Below are 20,175 nucleotides of genomic sequence, written 5' to 3'. Positions count from 1 at the left end.
GATTGTTACTCCACGTGGCAACCGATGCGGTGACCGGTGATCGCCTCGACCGGGATCCGCAGGAACCGGCGGCCGGAGAGCGCCGGGCACGGGCACAGGCAGGCGACTTCGCCGCTGTCGAGCGGCGACTCGGTGGCGCGGCCCAGCAGGCTGACGAACCAGCCGGCGCCGAAGTCGGTGGCGAACTCGTCGACCTCGAACGCCACGACGGCGTCGCGCGCGCCCGCGTAGAGGGGACTGCCGGCCGGGGCGGCGAACACCACGCCGTCGTCGACGACGGCGAACCGCACCGGGCGGACCGCCGGCATCGCCCGGTGGGTGAAGATCACCCGGCCCAGGCTCGCCGTGCGAAGCAGTGCCAAGCACTGCTGCCGGTCGAGCCCGAAGCCCACGTCGTCCACCATCACGTCCCTGTGTTCTCCCTGTGAATACCCCGGTCACCAGCGTGATCGACGGCCCCGGGGCGCCGGTAGGGCCGTTCGGCCCGGCCGCCGCCGGAGGGGACATGAACGCACATCGCGACGCGGCCGGCTAGGGCCGGAAGACCCGGGCCGCGGCGGCCTCCCGGCCGGTGTGGCGGGCACGCGCGGTGACCTAGCGTCGTGACCGTCCGTTGCCGGGCAGCCGTGCCCGAGGAGAGGGGAAAGCCCGATGCCGCCGCAGTCCGCCGAGGGCGAACCCGCTCCTTCGGCGACGTTCACCCTCGACCCGGATCTCGTCCGGTCCGCGATGGCCGGCAACCGCGCGGCCGTCGCGGGCGTGCTGCGCGCGCTGCGGCCGCTGGTGTTCCGCTACTGCCTCGGCCGGATCGGGTCGTGGCAGGACGGTTCGTCCGACGCCGAAGACTGCGCGCAGGAGGTGCTGCTGGCGGTCATCCGCGCGCTGCCGGAATACCGGTACGAGGGCGAAAGCTTCCTGCCGTTCGTGTTCGGCATCGCGGCGCACAAGGTGGCCGACTTCCACCGGCGCCGGGCGCGCGACCGCACGAGCCCGGTCGCCGAGCCGCCCGCCGAGCGCTGGGTGGGCGGCGACCCGACGGGCGAGGAGGTCGAACGGTCGGCGGCGCTGGACTGGTCGGCCGGGCTCCTCGACACCCTCCCGGCCCGCCAGCGGGAAATCCTGGTGCTGCGGATCATCCTCGGGCTGTCGGCCGAGGAAACGGCGGCGGCGGTGGGCTTGAGCAGTGCGGGCGCGGTGCGGGTGGCCCAGCACCGCGCGCTGACGACGTTGCGGCGCGGGTTGACGACGCAGAGGCGGGAAGCGGCTTCCTGAGCGGGAAGCGGCGGGCGGGCGCCGCATCGAGGGACTTGGCCTCCTCCGATGCGGCAGTCCCGCGCGTGCCGCCGTGCGATCATGCAGCGGTGCCGCCACCGCTGCTGATCGTCGTGGGCGGGCTGCCCGCGACCGGGAAGACCACCGTCGCCACGGACCTGGCCCGCCGCACCGGGTTCGCCTTCCTGCGCGTCGACACCATCGAACAGGCCATCGTCCGCGCCACGGCGCTGGAGCAGCCGCTCGGGCCGGTCGGCTACGTCGTCGCCCGGGAGGTCGCCGCCGACCTGCTGCGCACCGGGGTGAGCGTGATCGCCGAGTGCGTCAATCCCCTCGCCGTCACGCGCGATGCCTGGCGCGCCACCGCGCTCGGCGCCGGCGCCCGTGTGCTGGAAACCGAGATCGTCTGTTCCGACCCGGCGGAACACCGGCGCCGCGCGGAGTTCCGCGACACCGGCATCCCGGACCTCGTGCCACCCACCTGGCAGGACATCGTGGCCCGCGAATACGAGCCGTGGACCCGCGACCGCCTCGTCGTCGACACCGCCCGGGTGCCGGCCGGCGAGGCGGCGGCGGTCATCGAAGCGGCTGCGCGGCCGTGATCTCGTCGTTGAGGTTCTCCAGGCGACGGCCGGTCGTGCGCGGGCCGAGCACCGCGACGTCCACCGCGACCACCACCAGCGCGCCCGCGACGACCAGGAACAACGTCGTCGGCCCGCTCGAGTTCAGCAACGGCAGCAGCACGAACGGCATCGCGCCGCTGGCCAGCCGCGACAGCGAGTAGGTGCCGCTCGAGGCCGTCGAGCGCAGGGCCGTCGGGAAGATTTCGGCCTGGTAGATGTGGAAGGCGTTCGAGAACAGGTTGCTGGTCGCGGTGTAGAGGAAGCCGAACACGAGGATCAGCGCCATCGAACCGGCGTACCCGAACGCGATGCCGAACACCGCCATCGCCAGCACCGAGCCGACGACGAGGTACTTCCGCTCGACGCGTTCCACGATCGGCAGCGACAGCGCCGACCCGACCGGGTAGCCGAGGTAGGTCAGCGCGGCGAACAGCAGCGACTGCGAAACGGCGTAGCCCTTGGCGGCCAGCACCAGCGGTACGAGCGTGCCGAAGCCGTAGTAGCCGAGGGTCTGCAGGACCTGGAAGACGACCATCATCCAGGTCCGGCGGCGCAGGGCGGGCCCGAACAGGTCGCGGACGGGCGCGGCGGCGCGCTTGCGGGTGGTGCCGCGCGGCGGGGCGTGGCTTTCGTCGACACCGCCGCGGGCTTCGGCCTCCAGCCCGGCCACCAGGTGCTCGGCCTCTTCGGTGCGGCCGACGGACTCCAGCCACCGCGGCGACTCCGGAAGTCCGCGCCGCAGCAGGAAGACGGCGCCCGCGCCGAGCGCGCCGATGACGAACAGCCAGCGCCAGCCGGCGACGCCGAGGATCTCGTGGTCGGTCAGGCCGCGGGCGAGGAAACCGACGACCGGGAAGCCGCAGAAGGCGAGCGTGTAGGCCCAGGCGATGAACCGGCCGCGCTTGCGGGCCGGGAGCAGGTCAGTGAGGTAGGTGTCGGCCAGCGGCGGCTCCGCGCCCAGGCCGATGCCCGCGAAGAACCGCGTCACCAGCAGCATCACCGCGCTGCCGCTGAACGCGCCGAGCAGCGAGAACAGCGAGTAGAGCCCGAGGTTCAGCAGGAACGCGCCGCGTCGGCCGAACCGGTCGGCGAGCCGCCCGAGCAGCAGCGCGCCGACGAACATCCCGACGAACGTCGACGCCAGCAGCGGCGGCAGCTCCGCCTTGGTCAGGTCGAACTCCTCGACGAGCACCGAGCTGAGCACGCCGGTCAGGAAGACCTCGTAGAAGTCGAAGAACAGGCCGAGCCCGACGGCGACGGTGGCCCGGCGGTGCGTGCGGGTGATGGGCAGCCGGTCGAGCCGGCCCGCGATCGTGCCGGCGTCCGGTGGGGCGGCGTCGGGGATGTTGGCCATCCGTTGTCTCCTTTGACATCGCCACTATGTGGTTGGCCGACCCATGATGTGACGGCCACAGCGCGGAGTCAAGGAGCCACAGGTCAGAGACAGGATGAGTGGAACGGCAACACCCCGCAGCCCGGCCGGCCCGGCTTCCTCAGAGGGCGGCGACCCGCTCCACGCCGGGCCGGTGGCCGAGCCGCTCCGAGGCGCGGCGGGCCGCCTCGACCACGATCGGCGCCAGCCTGGGGACGTCCGCCGCGGTCATGCGCTGGGTCGGCGCGCCGATCCCGATCGCCGCGCTGACCTCGCCGTTCAGCCCGAACACCGGGGCGCTCAGCGACGCCGCGCCGAGGTCGCGCTCCTCGAAGCTGACCGCGTACCCGGCCTCGCGGATCTGCCCGAGCTGCTCGGTGAGCAGGTCGATGTCGACCGTCGTGCGCGGGGTGAACCGCGCCAGGCCGTGGCCGATCGCGTCCTTGACCGCGAGCTTGTCCCAGGCCAGGAACACCTTCCCGGCCGAGCCGGCGTGCAGCGGCATCACCATGCCGACGACGAACAGCCGCACCACCGGGTGCCGCGACTCGGCCAGGGAAATCACCGTGCGGTAGGCGCCGTCGCGGACGTACAGGCAGGCCGTCTCGCCCGTTTCGTCGCGCAGCTGCTGCAACACCGGCCGGGTCAGCCGGACCAGGTCGAGCCCGAAGGTGCCGGGCGCCGCCCAGCGGACCAGGCCGAGCCCGACGCGGTAGGTGTCGTCGTAGCGGTCGAGGAAGCCTTCGCGCACGAGGTTGTGCACCAGCCGCTGGCACGTGCTCGCCGGCAGCCCGGTCGACCGGGTGATCTGCTGCAGCGTCAGCTCGGGTTCGTCGATCGTGAACGACTCGAGGATCTGCTTGAACTTGCGCAGGACCAGCACCGGCGTCGTGCCGCTGCGTTCTTCCTCTGCCATTCGCCCCGTCCCGTGCCCGTGGTGTGCCGCACAGTCTATCCGCGTCCCACCCGGTTGACTGCCCGACACTCGCCCGCATTTTGAGTTGGTAACTCACATCGTGATTGTTGATCGGGCGGTCGAACCCGGCAACTTCATCGCCGCGCCGAAGGCAAGTACATCGTCGTCAGCGGCAACGCGATCTTCCGGCGGCTCATGTACGCCATCGGCCGCGAAGATCCCCGGTTGGGTCGCGCACACCGGACTGCTCGACTACGCGATCGGCGCGCGGACCGCGACGCGGTCCCAGGCCGCCGCCGAGGCCGCGCCGCGCGAAGCGTCCGTCCCTTGTGGACCCATCCTGACCGCTACAGACGTCGCCGGGGACCCGCACTTCGCGGCCCGCGGGATGCACGGGCACCACCGGGTGCCGAAGCTGACCGAACGTCCCGGCCGCACCCGCGGTCGGGATCGGCGGCTGCCCGTTCGCGCCGGGCGAGTCGGGCAAGGTAGCGACGGACGACCTGTAACTGGTCTGCCGCACCTTGTGGTGAGTGGTTAGGCGGTTCTAACGGTCCTAACCACTCACGAGGGCCGGGAATGAGATGTCCGGGTTTTACCGCCGTCCGTCGGGCACGGATTCCACCGCGACGGCGGCCATTCGGCCGGTGGGCATTCCGCGCGCCTCACCCAGGGATACGTACGGCGGTTCAGGTCGGTTCAAAGTTTTTCGCCACACCGCCGGACGCTGGACAACGCCCCGGTCAGCGGCCCAGGATGGGCCCGCATCCGAGTACGCCGGAGAGGGACACGCGCGGCCGCCCAGCGTGATCCAGGTGCGGGCCGTCGTGCCCGCGTTTTTCGCGTGCGCCATTCTTCGCGCATTCCTCGCCCCCTTTCACGACCACCGCCGACTACGGAAACGGAAACCGTGACTAACGGTTCGTGATGGGCGGAAATCCCTTCTTGCCCGGTGTCAAACCCCGGTGTAGCTTCCATCACGGAACGATAACCAGCCGGTTGACGGCGTGGTCACGGGCAGGTGGCCGCGCACCCACTGATGTCGGGTCGGTGGACCAGCCGGGAATCGTCCCACCCCGCCGACGCAAACCTGTCGGGGGCGAGCCTTGCTCGAACCCGATCAGTGTCGCGCACTCCCGCCAGCCCGACACCCCGGAGGATCCATGTCCCGCACCCCAGGGCGCCATCGCGTTTCCCGAAGGACGAAGATCGCGACCGGCGGCCTCGCCCTCGCCATCGCGGTCGGCGGCATCGTCGTCGCGACGACCACCGGCAACACCGGTGAAGCCAGCGCCGACGAGGCGAACCCCGCGTTCTTCGTCGACATCCTGAAGGTCCAGCCGAACCAGTTCGACCCGCGCCCGGTCTACGGCGCCTCGACCGGCACCTTCACCGTCGACTGCGGCCGCAACGAAAACCAGCACTTCAACCCCGACAACTTCATCGCCCAGCCCGGCGTCAAGAACGGCGCCCAACACCTGCACGACTACGTCGGCAACCTCTCCACCAACGCCGACTCCAACAACAAGAGCCTCGTCAAGGCCGGCACCACCTGCCGCAACGGCGACAAGTCCGCCTACTTCTGGCCCGTCGTCCGGATCGACACCGGCGAAGCGGAGAAGAACGAGCCCGCGAAGAAGCCGGACGGCGACCGCGCGCAGGCCGACCAGGAGGCCAAAACCGTCCAGGTCGCCTGCCCGGACGTCGCGAGCAACCTCGCCGACGTTCCCGACCAGGCGATGTCCGAAGTGGACAGCAACCTGGACCAGCTCGACGCACAGACCGACGAGGCCAACCAGCGCGTCGCGGCGACGCAGGGCCAGGGCGGCGCGAACTTCGTCCAGAACGCGATCCTGAACCCGCTCAAGGACCGGCGCGCCGCGATCATCGAGCGCATCGCCATCGCGATCGGCCGGTTCGCGCCGAAGCCGCGTGACCTCGGCGGGCTCGCGCCGTGCGCGCCGAAGCCCGGCAAGGACACCGGCACCCCGGCCCCGCCGCCGAGCACCACGGCGGGCGGCGCCCTGCCCGGCCAGGACCAGAACAACGAGCTGCCCGGCAACGACGGCAAGATCCTGCGCCCGCAGAAGGTGCAGATCACCTTCCGCGGCAGCCCGGTGGGCAAGGTCGTGGCGATGCCGAAGTTCCTGCGCGTGCTCTACGGCGACGCGAAGCAGTCCACCAACGGCCCCGCCAACGCCAAGGCCAGCTGGACGTGCACCGGCTTCGAGAACCGCCTCACCGACAAGTACCCGATCTGCCCGCCGAACAGCAAGGTCAAGCGGATCCACACGTTCCCGAGCTGCTGGGACGGGAAGAACACCGACAGCGCCAACCACCGCACGCACATCGTGTTCCCGGACCGGTTCGGCGGGTGCGCCCAGGGGTTCAAGGCGGTGCCGCAGCTGCAGATCTCACTGACCTACGACATCCCACACGACATCCAGGTCAAGAAGCAGTACAAAGTGGACGCTTTCCCGCAGGAGAAGCACAACCCGCTGTCCGACCACGACGACTTCGCCAACGTGATGTCGCAGCGGATCATGAACGGTCTGGTCAACTGCGTGAACCGCGGCCGGACTTGCCGGGCGTGAGCTGACGCGCTGTCCTTCCCGAACCCCCTTGCCGGCCGCGCCGGCAAGGGGGTTCGGCATGCGCGGGCCGTGCATGCCGCCCGCGGCCGTCCATGCGGAACGCACGGGCCGTCCATGCGGACCGCATTCGAGAAGACGTCACGACGCACGGCCAGGACGCAAACTTTTCCCAGTCACCCCGTCCCGGAGGGGACACCACCACCCCACAGGAGGAAAAGATGATCTCGACGTTCGAGCGCCCCACCGCCGTCGTCGTCCACAACCGCGCCGTGGTCCACAACCGCGCCGTCGTGCACAACCGCGCCGTCGTCCACAACCGCGCCGTCGTGCACAACCGCACGTCCGCCAAGTAAGTCCGGTTCCCGCGTGCCGCGGTCCCGCCCCACGGGACCGCGGCACGTCCGTATCCGCCCGACAGGGGGTCCACCATGCCGCACGACGACGTCCGCCCGCAGCTGACCGGCGTCGAGGTCCACGACCTGGACCCCGGGTTGTGCCTGCTCATCACACCGGACGGCGGCGAGTACTCGATCACCGCGCCCGCAGCGGAGTTCCGCGCGTGGCTGGGCCGCATCGACGGCACCCGCACCCGCGCGGTCCTGCTCGCCGGGATGGATCCCGACTACGCCGAAGTCCTCGACGTCCTGGACGCCGACGGCTGCCTGTCCACCGTGGACGAGCGAGCCGCACTCCGGCGCGTCGCCTCGACGATCGTGCTGCTCGCGGGCGCGGCCGAGCTGACCGGTCCGCTCGCCGAAGTCCTCGCCCCGTACGGGTACGCCCGGGTGGCCCCGCTCGCCGGCGCCACCGGCGACCTCCCCGTGGTGCCCGACGACACCGTCGTCGTCGGCGCGTTCGCCCATCCGGCGTATGCGGAGCTCACCGCGCTGGATGCGTTCTGCGCGGACCGCGGCGTGCGCTTCTTCTCCTTCCGCCACGAACGCGGCCGCGGCATCGCCGGCCCCGCGGTCACGCCCGGCGGCACCGGCCCCGACTTCGCGGACGTCCTGGCGCGCCGCCGCTCCGCCGCGTTCGACCCGCGGGTGCTCGACGCCTTCGCCGCCGCCGGCCCGGCGTCCGGCACACCCCTGCGTCCCGGCGCCGTCCGCTGGCTGCTCACCGCCCTCGCCGTCCACCTCGAACGCTGGGTGACCGGCGAGCCGACCGAGACCACCGCCGGGGAGCTGGAGCTCGACCCCGGCCGGCTCACCACGCGGTTCCGGCCCGTGCTTCCGGTGCCTGACCGGCCGCGGCCGGTCGACCCGCCGGGCCCGCGGCCCGACCTGCTCGTCGACGAACGCACCGGAGTCGTGACGGCGGTCCACGAACTGGCCGCCGCGCCCGGGATGCCCGCCCGGCTCAAGGTGTGCGCCGTCGACGTCGCGGACATGCGGCGCGTGGTCGACTGGCCCAACGACCGCCAGGCGTTCGGCACCTCTTGGCACGACTTCGAGCTCGCCCGCGACTCCGCGATCGGCGAGGCGGTCGAGCGCTACTGCGGCAGCTGGCTGCCTCCGGAGCGCGAGATCCGCCACGCCAGCTTCGACCAGCTGAAGCGCGCCGGCGTCCCGGCTCTCGACCCACGACGGCTGAACCTCTACTCGCCACGTCAGCACGCCACCGCGGGCTTCCCCTTCGCACCGCTGACCACCGACACGGAATGTGCTTGGGTGGAAGGCTTTTCCCACACGACGCGCGAACCGGTCTGGGTACCCGCGTGCCTCGTCTCCCAGGTGCCGGAGCCCACCGGCGCCCGGTTCACCGACCCGCTGATCGCGGGCCTCGCCGCCGGGACCGCCCCGGAGCACGCCGTCACCTCGGGCCTCGAAGAGGTGCTGGAGCGCGACGCGACCATGATCTGGTGGGCCAACACGCCGCGGCTGCGCCGGCTGCAGCTGCCCGCCGAAATCCGGCAGCTCGTCGCCGACACCTCCGACAGCTACGACATCGAACTCATCCCGCTGGACAACGAGTTCGACGTCCCGATCGTCGCCGCCGCGGTGTTCGACCGCGTCCGGCGGTGGCTCTCGATCGGGTTCGCGACCCGGCCGGGTGCGCTCGAAGCGGCCAAGAAGGCCCTCGCCGAAGGGTTCACCCTGCACCACACCTGCCAAGCCCTCGACGACGAGGGCGAGGTCGCCGGCATGCGCGCGGACCTGCCGCACCTGGGCAACCTCAAGCCGTACCGGGCGGACCGGCGGTACCTCGACTCCTACCGCGAGGACTTCGCCGACGTCGTGGACCTCGTGTGCCAGCAACAGGTCTACCTCGACCCGCGGGCCGCGGCCAAGGTCGCGCCGTGGGTGCGCAACCTGCCCGTGCGGTCGTGGGAGGGCCTGCCCGCCCTCGGCGAGCGGCGGCTCAAGGCCTACCAGGAGCGCGTCGAAGCCCGCGGGTTCGAAGTGCTGAGCGTCGACCTCACCACCCGCGACATCGCCGCCGCCGGGTTCCACGCCGCCCACACGCTGGTTCCGGGGCTGGTGGCCAACTTCCCGGCGGGGCTGCCGTACTGGGGCGACGGGCGGATCCGCCGCGCCGCGGTCGACCTCGGCTGGCGCGCCGACCCCCTCGCCGAGGACCGGTTGAACGTCTTTCCCCTCCCCCACGCGTGAGGAGACGCCGATGGCCGTCGCCGAACTGATCGGGCTGCCCCGCACCCGGGGCCGCCGGCCGCTGGTCGTCGCGCAGGGCGTCGACGCGCTGGGCACGGGCCTGTTCCTGCCGTTCGCGGTCGTCTACTTCCACGCGGCCAAGGGCATCGCGCTGACGTCGGTCGGCGCGTTGCTCTCGATGGCGGCCCTGCTCGCCCTCCCGGCCGGGCTCTCGGCCGGGCCGCTCGTGGACCGGTTCGGCCCGCGGCGGGTCGTGGTCGCCGCGAACCTGCTGCGGGTGCTGACTTTCACCGGGTACGTCTTCGCCGGCTCGCTGTGGCAGCTGGTCGCCTTGGCGGCGTTGACGTTCTGGGGTGAAGGCCTGTTCTGGCCCGCGTCCGGGGCCCTGGTGGCGCAGGTGGCCGACGAGGGCCAGCGCGCCCGCTGGTACGCGATGGACCGCACGCTGCGCAACGTCGGCCTCGGCCTCGGCGGGCTCGCGGGCGGCGTCCTGGTCGGGTGGACCGGAACCGGCGGCTACACGGGGATCGTGCTGCTGAACGCGGCGACGTTCCTGCTCGCGGCGCTGCTCGTCGCCGGGTGGCGCGGTGGCACGCCGGCCCCGGCACGCGGCGTGGTCCGCGCCGCGCCGCGCGGGGGCTACCGGAGCGTGCTCGCCGATCGCGTGTTCCGGCGGGTGCTGGTGACGGTGTTCGTCTTCGCGTTGTGCGACTTGGCGTTCACCGTCCTGCTGAGCGCCTACGCCCTCGACGGCCTGCGGTTGCCGGTGTGGCAGCCGGGCGTGCTGTTCGCCCTCAACACCGTTCTCGTGGTGCTCGCGCAGACCGTCGTGGCGAGCCGGGTGGAACGCTTCGGCAAGCCGAAGACGCTGCAGGTCGCGGCCGGCGTGTGGGCGGTGTCCTTCCTGCTGTTCGCCTTCGCCCCGCCGGGCGCGCCGCTGACGGCGTTCGCCGTGCTGACCGCCGCCACGGTGGTGTTCACCGCGGCGGAGCTGCTGCAGGCCCCGACCAGCAGTGCCTTCATCGTCGCCCTCGCCCCGGCGCACCTGCGCGGCCGCTACCTCGGCCTGGAAGAGCTGCTGTGGGGCGCGGCCCGGGTCCTGGCACCGGTGACGTTCACCGCGCTCCTGGCCGGCGGCACGCGGCTGCCGTGGTTCGTGCTCGCCGGGTGCGCCCTGGTGGCGGTCGTGGTCCTCGTCGGCGTCAAGGCGGTGTCCGAGCACGCCGCGACCCGGGAGACGGCCGATGTCTGAGTGAACCCGGCCGGTCTCCGAGGTCCGCGCCTTCGCCCTGCGGATCTGCGTGGCGTAGAAGGTGTGGAACGCCTACGCGGAGACGCTCCCGCTCTGATCGAGCGCTTCCTCGGTCACTACGCGCAGCCCGGCCACGACGGCGAACGCCAGCACCGCCATCACCGCGAACACCGCGCGGAGCCCGAAGGCCTGGGCGATCGCCCCGCCCGCGAGCGCGCCGAGGGACTTCGTGCCCCACGCGACGAGCCGGTGGCTGCTGTTGAGCCTGCCGAGCAGGCGGTCGGGCGTGAGCTGCTGGCGCAGCGACACCATCACGACGTTCGACACGAGGATGGCCGCGCCGCTGACGAAGAAGGCCGCCCCGGCCACGTACGGGTTCGCCGTCACCGCGAGCGCGCCGACGCCCGCGCCGCCCACCGGCCAGGACACCCACAACGCGCGGACGCGGCCCAGGCGGCGTTCCACCGCTTCGGCGACGAGCGACCCGGTCAGGCCGCCGGCCGCGCTGGTGGCCATCAGCAGCCCGAAGGCCGGTTCGGACAGGCCCATCGCCGAGCCGGGGCCGACCGCGTAGAGGACGAGGACGGCGAAGGTCGCGCCGGTGGCGAAGTTGAACGTGCCGGTCATGACCGAGAACGTCCGCAGCACGCGGTGGTGCAGCAGGAACCGCAGGCCCTCGGCGATGTCCGTGCGCAGGGTGGTGGGCTTTTCGCGCGGGACCCGGTACGAGCCGCGCACGAGCAGCAGAGCCGCGACGGCCACCGCCCACAGCGCCACCGGCGTGCCGACCGCGGCCAGCACCCCGGCCAGCGGCGGTCCGGCGAACTCGTTGGCCGTCTGCTCGGCGGCGAACATCCGGCCGTTGGCCCGCGCCAGCTGCTCGCGCCCGACGACCTGCGGGACGATCGACTGCGCGGCGGTGTCGTAAATCGTCTCGGCGCACCCGACGCCGACGGCGACGACGTAGAGCGCCCAGATCGATCCGCCGCCGAAACCGGTCAGCAGCGTGACGGCCGCGAGCAGCCCACCGCGGACGAGGTTGGCGGCGAGCATCGCGCGGCGGCGGTCGAGGCGGTCGACCACTGCGCCGGCGGGCAGCGCGAAGAGCAGCCACGGCAGGCTGAAAGCGAACGCGAGTCCCGCGATGAGCGCCGGGGACCGCGTGTAGCCGACGGCGATCAGCGGCAACGCGACCTTGAGAACGCCGTCGGCGAGGCTGGACAGGCCCGCGGCGGTCCACAGCCGCCAGAACGCGCTGGTCATTGGTGGAGCATCGCACATCGATGGGCTTTTCTCCATCGATGTGACCGGATTCCATCGATGGACTACGCTCCGCTCATGACCGAACCCCGCAGGCGGCGCCCGGCGACGCCCGAGGAGGCGAAGGCCCTCGGCCACCCGCTGCGGCTGCGCATCATGCGGCTGTGCCTGGTCGAGGAGCTGACCAACAAGCAGCTGGCCGACCGCCTCGACCGCGACCCCGGGACCGTGCTGCACCACGTGCGCCAGCTGGTGGCGGCGGGGCTGCTGGAGCAGGCCCCGGTCCGCACGGGCGCGAGCGGCGCGCTGGAGAAGCCGTACCGCTCGAACTCCGAGACGTGGTGGCTGGACGGCCCCCTGGCCGGCGCCGACCCGGAGACGCGGTTCGCACCGATCGAGATCTTCCAGGAGGAACTGCGTGACGCCGGCCCCGAGTCGGTCGCGGTGCACGAGAAGTTCCTGCTGCACCTGTCCCCCGACGAGGTCGAGGAACTGGACCGGCGGATTCTGGCCGTGCTGGACGAGTACGTGGCCACCGATCACGAACGGCTCGACCGGCCCGCCCTCGGCGGCATTTTCGTGGTGCACCACCTGAGCGGCCCGAAACGTCGATGAATCTCCGGACCACGCCATTTCCCGGTTCGGGTTAACGGCGCCGGAATCGTTACGCGAACCGCCTTTCCGCCGATTGACCGGGCAGGACAGTCCCGCTCGGAGGTGGCCCTGGATGGACCCGATCAGCCTGATCGTGGGCGTGCTGGTGCAAGGCCTGCTCGAAGGCGTCAAGGATTCGGCGCGCGAAGCCGTGACCGACGGCGCCCGCGCGCTGCGGCAGTCGATCGCCCGCAGGTACGGCGGGCCGGTCGCGCGCAGCGTCGAACTGCTCGAACAGCACCCGGAGTCGCCGCAGTGCCGGGCCGCGGTGGCGCGGGAACTGCGGAACGCGGGCGCGGACCGCGATCCCCAGCTGCTCGCCCTCGCCGAACGGCTGCGCGTGCTCGTCGAGGCACCCGACCAGGCGCTGCTGCCGGAAGACCCGGTCGAGCGGGTGCAGCGCTCGAGCGCGCTGGGCGCGATCCGGCAGATGCTCGACGGGCACATCACGCAGGTGCTCGCGGTCCGCGCGCGGCACAGCGTCGAGGTGACCGACCTGCTCAGCGCCAACATCGGCCGCAACCCCGCGATCGACCAGCAGGTGCGCGCCGACGTCGCGGGGCTGCACGCCCGGATCCGGACCGTCATCGAGCAGGTCGCCGAGCACATCGAAAACCAGCACTACCAGGACGTCGAGGCCGCCGTCCGGGTGCTTCCGGCGGGCTACGCCGAGCGCGAGTGGGCCTACCGGCTCGTGCAGACCGAGAAGCGGATGCACGTCTCGTACGAGTCCCTGCGGCTGACCGTGGAGTTCCTCAGCGCGCTCAACCAGAGCATCCTCGGCCGGATCGAACGCGAGTCGTCGGCGCAGCGGCTGTCGGACATGATGTTCGGCAACGCGATCATCATCTACGAGCTTACCGACTTCGTGATCGGGTACGTCGCGAACTTCGCCATCAGCGGCGATCTCGACCAGCTGCACCGCGAAGCGAAGGACCGGGTCGACCAGACCCGCGAGGAACAGCGCGCGCTCGAAGAACGGTTGCGCGGGGAAAACGTCCCGCCCGCGATGCGCGAACAGGTGCTGGAGGACATCCGCAACCGCGAAGCCGCTTTCCGCGAAATCGACCGTGAATGGGACAAGTACCTCGGCGAAGTGCGGGAAATGCGGGAAAAGGCCGAAGGAACGCGCGCGATCCTGCCCGCGCTCGAAATCTTCCGCGACAACGCCCGCATCCAGATCATGACGCTGCAGCTGGTGGCCATGCTGCGGGTGCTGAAGCAGAACTCCGCGTCGCTGCGCAGCACGGTCGACACGCTGCAGGGCTTCCGGCTCGCGCCGCTGTCGCCGACCCGCGTGCACCGCCTGCTGGGCATGGAGGCGAACCAGCCGTGACGGAGGACTACGCCGCGCTGCCGTTGCCGGAGCTGGAAGCCCTGCTGCGCGGCGGCGACCTCCCGCCCGGCCGGCGGCAGGCGGTGGAAGCCGAGCTGAACCGGCGGTACGCGGAGAAGTGGACGTCCGCCACCCCGCCGCCAGGGCCGACGACCGGACCACCGCCCGGGCCGCCACCGCCCGGGCCGCCACCGCCTGGGCCGCCACTGCCGGGGCCGTCGACGACCCAGCCGTACCCGCCGCCCGGGCCGCCACCGCCCCGCGCGGCGTGGGGCCCGCCGCCCGCGGCCGTCCCGCCGCCGAAGACGGCCGGCCTCGCCAAGCCGCTCGGCTGCCTCGCCGCGTTCCTCGTCGCCGCCGTGCTCGCGGTGGTCGTCGTGCTCGTCGTCGACGGCGGGAGTTCGTCCCCGCCGCCCCAGCGGATCGGCACGGTGTGCGTCACCCAGCGCGTCACCTGCCCGATGGGCGAGTCCCTGCCGGTCGGGCAGTCCTGCGTGTGCCCGACCTCGGAGGGCGACTATGTCGGCGTAGTGGCCTAGCCGCGCGAACGCACCAAGGGCAGGAAGAGCTCGTCGACGATCGCCTTGATGCGGGCGGGCTTCGGCGGTTCGAGGTCCATGAGCAGGTCGTGCCGCACCAGGTCGAACGGCAGGTCGAGCACCGACTCGGGGATGCGCGCCAGGTCGATCTCGCCGCGCTCGTGCGCCCGCCGGTAGAGGACGCGTTCCCCCGGCAGCGGCGCGCCGCCCATGACCTCGGCACGGGCCTGCGCGGGTGTCATCCCCCTGTCGGCCAGCAGGCCCGAAAACACCGTCGCCGCGGCGATGGCGAAGAAGGCGGCACGGACTTCGCTCACGGTCGCCAGGTACGCGAGCAGGTCTCCGCGCAGCTCGCCGGTGTCCGGCAGCGCGATCGGGTTGACGGCGCGGTGGTGCTCGAGCGCGGCGAGCACGAGCTGGTCCTTGTTGGCCCACCGGCGGTAGAGCACGGCCTCGCTGGTGCGGGCGCGGGCGGCGATCGTCGCCATCGTCAGCCGGGCGTAGCCGGCTTCGACCAGCTCGTCCCAGGCGGCCGCCAGCAGCTCGGCCTCGAGCTGCTTGCCGTGCCGGCGGCGGGCGGGTGCGGAGTCCTCGGTAACCACCGCCCCACGATAGATAGGGTTTCCTTTCTCGGCAATCGCGGCTACGCTCGTTAGAAAGGCATTCCTATCTTGGACTGAGGGGCGAGACATGGAGACGACGGTGCTGATCGCCGGCGCAGGCCCGACCGGGCTGACGCTGGCCTGCGAACTGGCCCGCCGCGGGGTTCCGTTCCGCCTGGTCGAGGCCGCGCCCGGCCCGCGGCCGGGCTCACGCGGCAAGGGGGTCCAGCCCCGCACCCTCGAGGTGTTCGACGACCTCGGCGTCGTCGGCCGCGTGCTCGCCCACGGCCGGCCCGCGATGCCGATCCGCACGACCGGGCCCGACGGGCAGGTGTCGCTCAGCAGCGAATCGCCGGAGAGCCGTCCGGACATCCCGTACCCGGCCGGCCTGATCACCCCCGAATGGCGGGTCGAGGAAGCCCTGCGGCTGCGGCTGGCCGAGCTCGGCGGCACGGTCGAGTTCGGCACGGCGCTCGAAGGATTCGAGCAGTCGGAAGGCGGCGTTTCGGCGGTGGTCGTCAAGGACGGCGTGGCCGAGACCGTCTCCGCGAGCCGGCTGGTCGGCTGCGACGGCGGCCACAGCGTCGTCCGCAAGCAGGCCGGCATCGCGTTCGAGGGCGAGACCCGCGACGAGGTGCGGATGCTCGTCGCCGACGTCCGGGCCGACGGGCTCGACCGCGACGCCTGGCACCTGTGGCGCCACCCCGACGGCATGGTCAGCCTCTGCCCGCTGCCCTCGACCGACCTCTTCCAGTACCAGGCCTCCGTCGCCCCCGGCCAGGACCCCGGGCTGGACCTCGCGAACCTGCAGGCGACCCTCGACCACCGCACGGGCCGCACCGGCATCCGGCTCCACGAACCGGAATGGTCGTCGCTGTGGCGCGCCAACGTGCGGCTCGCCGACCGCTACCGCGAGGGCCGCGTGTTCGTCGCCGGCGACGCGGCGCACATCCACTCCCCCGCCGGCGGCCAGGGCATGAACACCGGCATCCAGGACGCGCACAACCTCGGCTGGAAGCTCGCCGCCGTCGCGAACGGCGCGCCCCGGGCGCTGCTGGACACCTACGAAGCCGAACGGCGGCCGGTCGCGGCCGGCGTGCTCGCGCTCTCGGACGCGCGCCTGAAGCAGGCGATCGAGCAGAAGAGCATCACCCTCCGCCGCGACGCGACGACTTCGCAGCTGGCGATCACCTACCGCGGCTCGGCCCTGGCCCGTGACGACCGCGACGACACGGCGGGCCTGCGCGCCGGAGACCGCGCGCCGGACGCGACCGGACTGGCCACCGTGGACGGCGAACGCCGGCTCTTCGACCTGACGCGGGGCGGCCGGTTCACCCTGCTGGACTTCGGCGCCACGGCCGTCGTGCCCGGCATCAGGACGCTCCACGTCGCCGGCCGGCCGGCGCGCCCCGGCGACGTCGCCGACACCGGAGGCCACCTCGCCGAGGCGTACGGCGCGACCGGCCGGACCCTCGTGCTGATCCGTCCCGACGGCTACGTCGCGCTGATCTCCGACGCGGGCGACGTCGCGGCGGTGTCGGAGTACCTGGACAGCGGACTGCCCCTGCCCAGGGGAGGTGGGCAGGGGCAGTCCGGTCAGCGCGTCAGTGGTTGACCTTGAACCACGGCTGCGACCAGCCGAGGTAGGTCTGGCCCCACTTGCTCTTGATCTGCGCGATCGTCGTCTCGGTGTAGCTGCCGTAGCCGTTGATGTCGTTCGACAGGAACTTGCCGCCGCCGATCGAGATCATCGTGTGCCCGGCGCCGCTGCTCTTGAAGAACGCGAGGCCGCCGGCCGGCACTTCGGTGTCACCCGGGTGCTTGAACGAAGCCGGGATCTGGGTCCAGTGGATGTAGGCCGTCTCCGAGCCCGAGGCGCTCCAGCCGTAGTTCTGCGCGTTGATCCGGTCGCACCAGCCCTCGTAGGAGTCGAGGTCGTTCGTGTGGATCCGGGTCTTCGCGTAGGCCACGGCCTGCGCGCACGTCTTGGGGTCGCCGGTGCCGGCGGTGCTGCAGGTCTGGGTCGAACCGTCGCAGTCCGGCGCGACGCGGCCGTCGGAGCCGGTGTAGACGTAGGCGTCGCTGATGTAGCCGGTGCCCACCTTGTCGCAAATACCGCACTAAGTGGCGATAAGTCTTAGCAGGTCAGACCCGCCCCTCGTGACCAGACCACCGAGCGGGCCCGTATCTCAGCTAATCGGTCGCCCGCTCCCCACCGAGGGAGCCACACCCCATGACCGACGAAGAAGCCACCCAGCACCTCCGCGCACGATACGCCGCCGCCTCGCCCGGACGCCTCGCCAACCTCGAACGCGACTGGGGCCAGGCCCTCGGCCACCCCAGCTACCCGGAGGCCGCCGAACGGATCGAGCTGATCCGCGCCGCCCAGCTCGGCGGCCGCGCCGTCCGCACCCCGGCCGCCCGCGCGGTGACCCGATGACCGAGCCGACGACACCCGAAGCCACCGACCCGCACGGCCGCCCGCTCGGCGGCCAGCTCGAGCGCGACGGCCGACTGCTCGCCGCCGCACAGGGCATCGACCTGACCGCCGGGCACGCCGACAACGCGAACCGCGCGTACTGGTACGACCGGGCCCGCGAGGTGCACAAGCAGCTGCGCGCGTTCGGCCGCGACGCCGACGTGGATGTGTCGTACGTCGAGCCGTGCACGATCACCTGCGACTGCGGGCCGCGGACGGTGCCGTGGCCGCGCGAGAACGTCGTCGTCGAGTGCGAGACGTGCGGGCACAAGGTCGCGGTCGCGCCGATCATGGACAACTACCGGTCGGCGCTCGCCCACGAGAACGAGCAGGCGCAGAAGGTTCGCGAGCTGCGCGAACAGCGGGACGCCGCGCTGAAGCTGTGCGCGGACCCGGCGTACTGGGTGGGCGTGCCGGACGAGTTCGCCGAAGCTGTTCGCAACGCGCTGGGCGGTGCGCGATGACCGAACCCGCCACGTGCCCGCGCGGCTGCGTCGACACCGACCCGGACGGCGACTGCCAGGCCAGCCTCATCGTCACCTGCCCGCTTGGGAACTGGCAGTCCGAGCGCACCGACGAGTCCGGCAAGTTCCAGCCCTGCGGCTGCCTCCAGCGCGAGCGCTGCGGCGGCTGCGGGCACTGCAAGAACTGCGACGGCTGCTACTGCGGGGAGGACTGACGTGTCCGAGCTGCACACCCTCACGCCCGGCTGCTGGTGCGACCCGGCGTCCGCGCTCGACGGGCACGTCAACGAGGACGGCAGCTCCCCGGAGTTCGCCGCCACCGACCAGGACCCGGTCGACGCCGACGGCTACCTCGTCGAGGCGGTGGCCCGGTGAGCGCGCGTCGTCTCGCCCGGTTCCGGGCCTGGTTCGTGGCGTTCGCCGCCCTGACCCTCTACCTGGTCTGGGTGGTCGGGGTCGAGTACCGCGTCCGGGCGCACGAGCCCGGGTTCGTGCTGCCGAACCTCGCCGTGCTGCTCGCCTGGTGGGGCGTGTTCGTCCGCACCTGCGTCGCCTGGCAGCGCGTGCCGGGAGATGCGCGATGAGCGCGCCGCTGCTGCTTCGCGGTGACGCTCGAGCTCTGCCGCTCGCCGACGAGTCCGTCGACCTGGTCGTGACCAGCCCGCCGTACTTCGGGCTGCGGTCCTACCAGGACGGCGGGGAACACTACGCCGGGCAGCTGGGTGCGGAGGCCTCGCCGCGAGAGTTCGTCGACGCACTGATCGGCTGCACCCGCGAGATGGTGCGCGTGCTCAAACCGACCGGCAGCATCTTCGTCAACCTCGGCGACAAGTACGCGGCCGCGGGCGGGCACACGTCGCTCGGCGCGACGCCGTCACCGTTCCTCAACCCCATGGGCCGCAAGGGTGAGGACCAGCGGGCTGGGCACGGCCGCCACTACCGCGGCTCGACGAAGGTTCCTGCCGGCTTCCGCGCGAAGTCGCTGCTCGGCATCCCCTGGCGCTACGCACTCCGCTGCATCGACGACCTCGAGTTGATCCTGCGCGGCGAGCTGATCTGGTCAAAGTCGAACGGGATGCCCGAGTCTGCGACCGACCGCGTGCGCCGGTCGCACGAGACGTGGTTTCACCTCACGAAGGAGCAGCGGTACTTCGCGGCGGTCGACGAGATCCGCGAGCCGCCGTCGGGGTACGTCCGGCCGAACGGCACCGGACGCGAGCCGCGCGGCGGGCAGAAGGCCCGGACGATGCTCGACACCGTGAACCCGCGCGGCCGCGTGCCCGGCTCGGTATGGGAGATCTCCACGCAGCCGCTTCACGCGCCCGCCGAGCTCGGCGTCGACCATTACGCCGCATTTCCGATGGAGTGGCCGCGCCGCCTCATCACCGGCTGGTGCCCGCCCGACGGCGTCGTCCTCGACCCCTTCGGCGGCACCGGAACCACCGCCCTCGTAGCCACCATGCTAGGCCACACCGGCATCAGCATCGACCGATCCGCCGACTACGGCCGGCTCGCCGCCTGGCGCTGCTCAGACCCGAAGGAACGAGCGCGGGCCGCGGGCACCGACCCGACGAAGGTGTCGGCAGAGGTCCCTGGCCAGGCGGACCTCTTCGCGGCGCTCGGAGGCGCGTCATGAAGCGCCTCGCCGCGGCGGCCGTCGTCGTGCTGGCGTTGCTGCTCGGCGGCGCCAGCACCGCGCACGCTCAAGACGACCCCAGCGTCCCGCCGTCCCCCGACCCGACCGTCGTCGAGACCACCGCACCACCCACGACCGCCGCACCGACACCAACCACGAGCACCCCACCCAGCACGACGACGCCCACGCCGACCACCACCCCGACGACCGCGCCGCCGACGAACTCAAGCACCGCAGCCCCACCGAGCACCAGCCAACCGCCCGCCACGACCAGCCGCGCCCCGCGGCCGTCCGCGGCCAACGCCGGCGCGGCCGCCCCACCCGGCAGCTCGAGCACGCCGCCACCGCCGACAACCAGCTCGACGCCGGCCGTCTACAGCGCGCTGGTGCCGTGGCTGCCGGTCACCGACCGGCCCTGGATCGGACTCCTCGCCGTGCTGCTGCTCGTCGTCGGGGGCGTCGGGTTCGGGGTCGTCTACGAGCACGGGCCGAGGCGACGCAACCAGCGGACGTAACGCACGTCTTGTCCGGTACGACCTGACCGGGTGACGCCGCCAACCCGTT

General features: G+C 72.2%; 23 protein-coding genes and 1 pseudogene. 18 read left to right on the top strand and 6 right to left on the bottom strand.

Annotated elements, in window-relative coordinates; genetic code table 11:
* Nucleotides 1-5: 5 nt before the first annotated feature.
* Nucleotides 6-404, bottom strand: a complete 399-nt coding sequence (locus ACWEN0_RS29240; protein WP_451980396.1) for a pyridoxamine 5'-phosphate oxidase family protein — start codon at nt 402-404, stop codon at nt 6-8.
* A gap of 247 nt (nt 405-651) precedes the next feature.
* Here ACWEN0_RS29240 and ACWEN0_RS29235 point away from each other — a divergent pair, with 247 nt between their 5' ends.
* Together ACWEN0_RS29235 and ACWEN0_RS29230 are read left to right on the top strand one after the other, a co-directional pair.
* A complete protein-coding gene (locus ACWEN0_RS29235; RefSeq protein WP_451980393.1) occupies nt 652-1,272 on the top strand; it encodes a sigma-70 family RNA polymerase sigma factor in 621 nt (206 codons plus the stop codon).
* 89 nt (nt 1,273-1,361) lie between these two features.
* Nucleotides 1,362-1,874, top strand: coding sequence for an AAA family ATPase (locus ACWEN0_RS29230; protein ID WP_451980390.1), 513 nt, complete (start codon nt 1,362-1,364; stop codon nt 1,872-1,874).
* Here ACWEN0_RS29230 and ACWEN0_RS29225 read toward each other — a convergent pair.
* Nucleotides 1,849-3,249, bottom strand: coding sequence for an MFS transporter (locus ACWEN0_RS29225; protein ID WP_451980387.1), 1,401 nt, complete (start codon nt 3,247-3,249; stop codon nt 1,849-1,851). The two genes, ACWEN0_RS29230 and ACWEN0_RS29225, sit on opposite strands and share 26 nt — an antisense overlap.
* 139 nt (nt 3,250-3,388) lie before the next feature.
* Nucleotides 3,389-4,183, bottom strand: coding sequence for an IclR family transcriptional regulator (locus tag ACWEN0_RS29220; RefSeq protein WP_451980384.1), 795 nt, complete (start codon nt 4,181-4,183; stop codon nt 3,389-3,391).
* A 100-nt stretch (nt 4,184-4,283) separates the two neighbouring features.
* Here ACWEN0_RS29220 and ACWEN0_RS29215 point away from each other — a divergent pair, with 100 nt between their 5' ends.
* The 5 genes from ACWEN0_RS29215 to ACWEN0_RS29195 all read left to right on the top strand — a co-directional run bounded on the left by ACWEN0_RS29215 (nt 4,284) and on the right by ACWEN0_RS29195 (nt 10,641).
* Entirely contained in the window at nt 4,284-4,724 is a 441-nt protein-coding gene (locus ACWEN0_RS29215; protein WP_451980381.1) for a CoA transferase, read from the top strand.
* Nucleotides 4,725-5,346: 622 nt separating this feature from the next.
* On the top strand, nt 5,347-6,777 hold the full coding sequence (locus ACWEN0_RS29210; protein ID WP_451980378.1) for a DUF1996 domain-containing protein: 1,431 nt from the start codon (nt 5,347-5,349) through the stop codon (nt 6,775-6,777).
* 218 nt (nt 6,778-6,995) lie between these two features.
* Nucleotides 6,996-7,130: a hypothetical protein gene (locus ACWEN0_RS29205; RefSeq protein ID WP_451980375.1), complete on the top strand. Its 135-nt coding sequence runs from the start codon at nt 6,996-6,998 to the stop codon at nt 7,128-7,130.
* Between the two features lie 75 nt (nt 7,131-7,205).
* On the top strand, nt 7,206-9,389 hold the full coding sequence (locus tag ACWEN0_RS29200) for a YcaO-like family protein (protein ID WP_451980372.1): 2,184 nt from the start codon (nt 7,206-7,208) through the stop codon (nt 9,387-9,389).
* Between the two features lie 10 nt (nt 9,390-9,399).
* Nucleotides 9,400-10,641, top strand: a complete 1,242-nt coding sequence (locus ACWEN0_RS29195; RefSeq protein ID WP_451980369.1) for an MFS transporter — start codon at nt 9,400-9,402, stop codon at nt 10,639-10,641.
* 72 nt (nt 10,642-10,713) lie between these two features.
* On the opposite strand, the gene ACWEN0_RS29190 is transcribed toward ACWEN0_RS29195, so the two are convergent.
* Complete coding sequence (locus tag ACWEN0_RS29190) at nt 10,714-11,904, bottom strand: MFS transporter (RefSeq protein ID WP_451980366.1); 1,191 nt, start codon at nt 11,902-11,904, stop codon at nt 10,714-10,716.
* Between the two features lie 75 nt (nt 11,905-11,979).
* On the opposite strand from ACWEN0_RS29190, the gene ACWEN0_RS29185 reads away from it, so the two are divergent.
* From ACWEN0_RS29185 to ACWEN0_RS29175, 3 genes are all read left to right on the top strand, one after another.
* On the top strand, nt 11,980-12,516 hold the full coding sequence (locus ACWEN0_RS29185) for an ArsR/SmtB family transcription factor (RefSeq protein ID WP_451980363.1): 537 nt from the start codon (nt 11,980-11,982) through the stop codon (nt 12,514-12,516).
* A gap of 112 nt (nt 12,517-12,628) precedes the next feature.
* A complete protein-coding gene (locus ACWEN0_RS29180) occupies nt 12,629-13,891 on the top strand; it encodes a hypothetical protein (RefSeq protein ID WP_451980360.1) in 1,263 nt (420 codons plus the stop codon).
* Nucleotides 13,888-14,430, top strand: coding sequence for a hypothetical protein (locus ACWEN0_RS29175; RefSeq protein WP_451980357.1), 543 nt, complete (start codon nt 13,888-13,890; stop codon nt 14,428-14,430). The genes ACWEN0_RS29180 and ACWEN0_RS29175 overlap by 4 nt, the downstream gene beginning before the upstream one ends.
* Here the strand turns inward: ACWEN0_RS29175 and ACWEN0_RS29170 are convergent.
* A complete protein-coding gene (locus tag ACWEN0_RS29170) occupies nt 14,427-15,032 on the bottom strand; it encodes a TetR/AcrR family transcriptional regulator (RefSeq protein WP_451980354.1) in 606 nt (201 codons plus the stop codon). The genes ACWEN0_RS29175 and ACWEN0_RS29170 overlap by 4 nt on opposite strands.
* Before the next feature lie 88 nt (nt 15,033-15,120).
* Here ACWEN0_RS29170 and ACWEN0_RS29165 point away from each other — a divergent pair, with 88 nt between their 5' ends.
* A complete protein-coding gene (locus tag ACWEN0_RS29165; protein WP_451980351.1) occupies nt 15,121-16,647 on the top strand; it encodes an FAD-dependent oxidoreductase in 1,527 nt (508 codons plus the stop codon).
* Here the strand turns inward: ACWEN0_RS29165 and ACWEN0_RS29160 are convergent.
* A pseudogene (locus tag ACWEN0_RS29160) lies at nt 16,637-17,146 on the bottom strand (hypothetical protein); the annotation flags it as partial. The gene ACWEN0_RS29165 and the pseudogene ACWEN0_RS29160 sit on opposite strands and share 11 nt — an antisense overlap.
* A 119-nt stretch (nt 17,147-17,265) precedes the next feature.
* Between ACWEN0_RS29160 and ACWEN0_RS29155 the strand changes: the two are divergent.
* From ACWEN0_RS29155 to ACWEN0_RS29125, 7 genes are read left to right on the top strand one after another with little or no spacing between them, the layout of a single operon-like run.
* A complete protein-coding gene (locus ACWEN0_RS29155) occupies nt 17,266-17,472 on the top strand; it encodes a hypothetical protein (protein ID WP_451980348.1) in 207 nt (68 codons plus the stop codon).
* Nucleotides 17,469-17,975 (top strand): hypothetical protein, encoded by a 507-nt coding sequence (locus ACWEN0_RS29150; protein WP_451980345.1) that lies wholly within the window; start codon nt 17,469-17,471, stop codon nt 17,973-17,975. The genes ACWEN0_RS29155 and ACWEN0_RS29150 overlap by 4 nt, the downstream gene beginning before the upstream one ends.
* Nucleotides 17,972-18,190 carry a hypothetical protein gene (locus ACWEN0_RS29145; RefSeq protein WP_451980342.1) on the top strand — a complete coding sequence of 73 codons (219 nt, stop codon included), beginning with the start codon at nt 17,972-17,974 and terminating at the stop codon, nt 18,188-18,190. The genes ACWEN0_RS29150 and ACWEN0_RS29145 overlap by 4 nt, the downstream gene beginning before the upstream one ends.
* Nucleotide 18,191: 1 nt before the next feature.
* Nucleotides 18,192-18,350, top strand: coding sequence for a hypothetical protein (locus ACWEN0_RS29140; RefSeq protein ID WP_451980339.1), 159 nt, complete (start codon nt 18,192-18,194; stop codon nt 18,348-18,350).
* Nucleotides 18,347-18,559: a hypothetical protein gene (locus ACWEN0_RS29135; RefSeq protein WP_451980336.1), complete on the top strand. Its 213-nt coding sequence runs from the start codon at nt 18,347-18,349 to the stop codon at nt 18,557-18,559. The genes ACWEN0_RS29140 and ACWEN0_RS29135 overlap by 4 nt, the downstream gene beginning before the upstream one ends.
* Nucleotides 18,556-19,611, top strand: a complete 1,056-nt coding sequence (locus tag ACWEN0_RS29130) for a DNA-methyltransferase (RefSeq protein WP_451980333.1) — start codon at nt 18,556-18,558, stop codon at nt 19,609-19,611. Before ACWEN0_RS29135 ends, ACWEN0_RS29130 begins: the two co-directional genes overlap by 4 nt.
* Complete coding sequence (locus tag ACWEN0_RS29125; protein WP_451980330.1) at nt 19,608-20,126, top strand: hypothetical protein; 519 nt, start codon at nt 19,608-19,610, stop codon at nt 20,124-20,126. The genes ACWEN0_RS29130 and ACWEN0_RS29125 overlap by 4 nt, the downstream gene beginning before the upstream one ends.
* Nucleotides 20,127-20,175: the final 49 nt, after the last annotated feature.

Source organism: Amycolatopsis sp. NPDC004378 (assembly GCF_053602455.1).
Note: the sequence above shows the minus strand (reverse complement) of the source record. Positions and strands in the feature narration are given on the sequence as shown.

Coding starts and splice junctions, on each gene's coding strand:
- ACWEN0_RS29200 (WP_451980372.1), top strand. CDS start 7,206: ATGCCGCACGACGACGTCCGCCCGCAGCTGACCGGCGTCGAGGTCCAC.
- ACWEN0_RS29165 (WP_451980351.1), top strand. CDS start 15,121: ATGGAGACGACGGTGCTGATCGCCGGCGCAGGCCCGACCGGGCTGACG.
- ACWEN0_RS29225 (WP_451980387.1), bottom strand. CDS start 3,249: ATGGCCAACATCCCCGACGCCGCCCCACCGGACGCCGGCACGATCGCG.
- ACWEN0_RS29185 (WP_451980363.1), top strand. CDS start 11,980: ATGACCGAACCCCGCAGGCGGCGCCCGGCGACGCCCGAGGAGGCGAAG.
- ACWEN0_RS29240 (WP_451980396.1), bottom strand. CDS start 404: ATGGTGGACGACGTGGGCTTCGGGCTCGACCGGCAGCAGTGCTTGGCA.
- ACWEN0_RS29180 (WP_451980360.1), top strand. CDS start 12,629: ATGGACCCGATCAGCCTGATCGTGGGCGTGCTGGTGCAAGGCCTGCTC.
- ACWEN0_RS29145 (WP_451980342.1), top strand. CDS start 17,972: ATGACCGAACCCGCCACGTGCCCGCGCGGCTGCGTCGACACCGACCCG.
- ACWEN0_RS29150 (WP_451980345.1), top strand. CDS start 17,469: ATGACCGAGCCGACGACACCCGAAGCCACCGACCCGCACGGCCGCCCG.
- ACWEN0_RS29125 (WP_451980330.1), top strand. CDS start 19,608: ATGAAGCGCCTCGCCGCGGCGGCCGTCGTCGTGCTGGCGTTGCTGCTC.
- ACWEN0_RS29130 (WP_451980333.1), top strand. CDS start 18,556: ATGAGCGCGCCGCTGCTGCTTCGCGGTGACGCTCGAGCTCTGCCGCTC.
- ACWEN0_RS29205 (WP_451980375.1), top strand. CDS start 6,996: ATGATCTCGACGTTCGAGCGCCCCACCGCCGTCGTCGTCCACAACCGC.
- ACWEN0_RS29235 (WP_451980393.1), top strand. CDS start 652: ATGCCGCCGCAGTCCGCCGAGGGCGAACCCGCTCCTTCGGCGACGTTC.
- ACWEN0_RS29190 (WP_451980366.1), bottom strand. CDS start 11,904: ATGACCAGCGCGTTCTGGCGGCTGTGGACCGCCGCGGGCCTGTCCAGC.
- ACWEN0_RS29220 (WP_451980384.1), bottom strand. CDS start 4,183: ATGGCAGAGGAAGAACGCAGCGGCACGACGCCGGTGCTGGTCCTGCGC.
- ACWEN0_RS29210 (WP_451980378.1), top strand. CDS start 5,347: ATGTCCCGCACCCCAGGGCGCCATCGCGTTTCCCGAAGGACGAAGATC.
- ACWEN0_RS29155 (WP_451980348.1), top strand. CDS start 17,266: ATGACCGACGAAGAAGCCACCCAGCACCTCCGCGCACGATACGCCGCC.
- ACWEN0_RS29195 (WP_451980369.1), top strand. CDS start 9,400: ATGGCCGTCGCCGAACTGATCGGGCTGCCCCGCACCCGGGGCCGCCGG.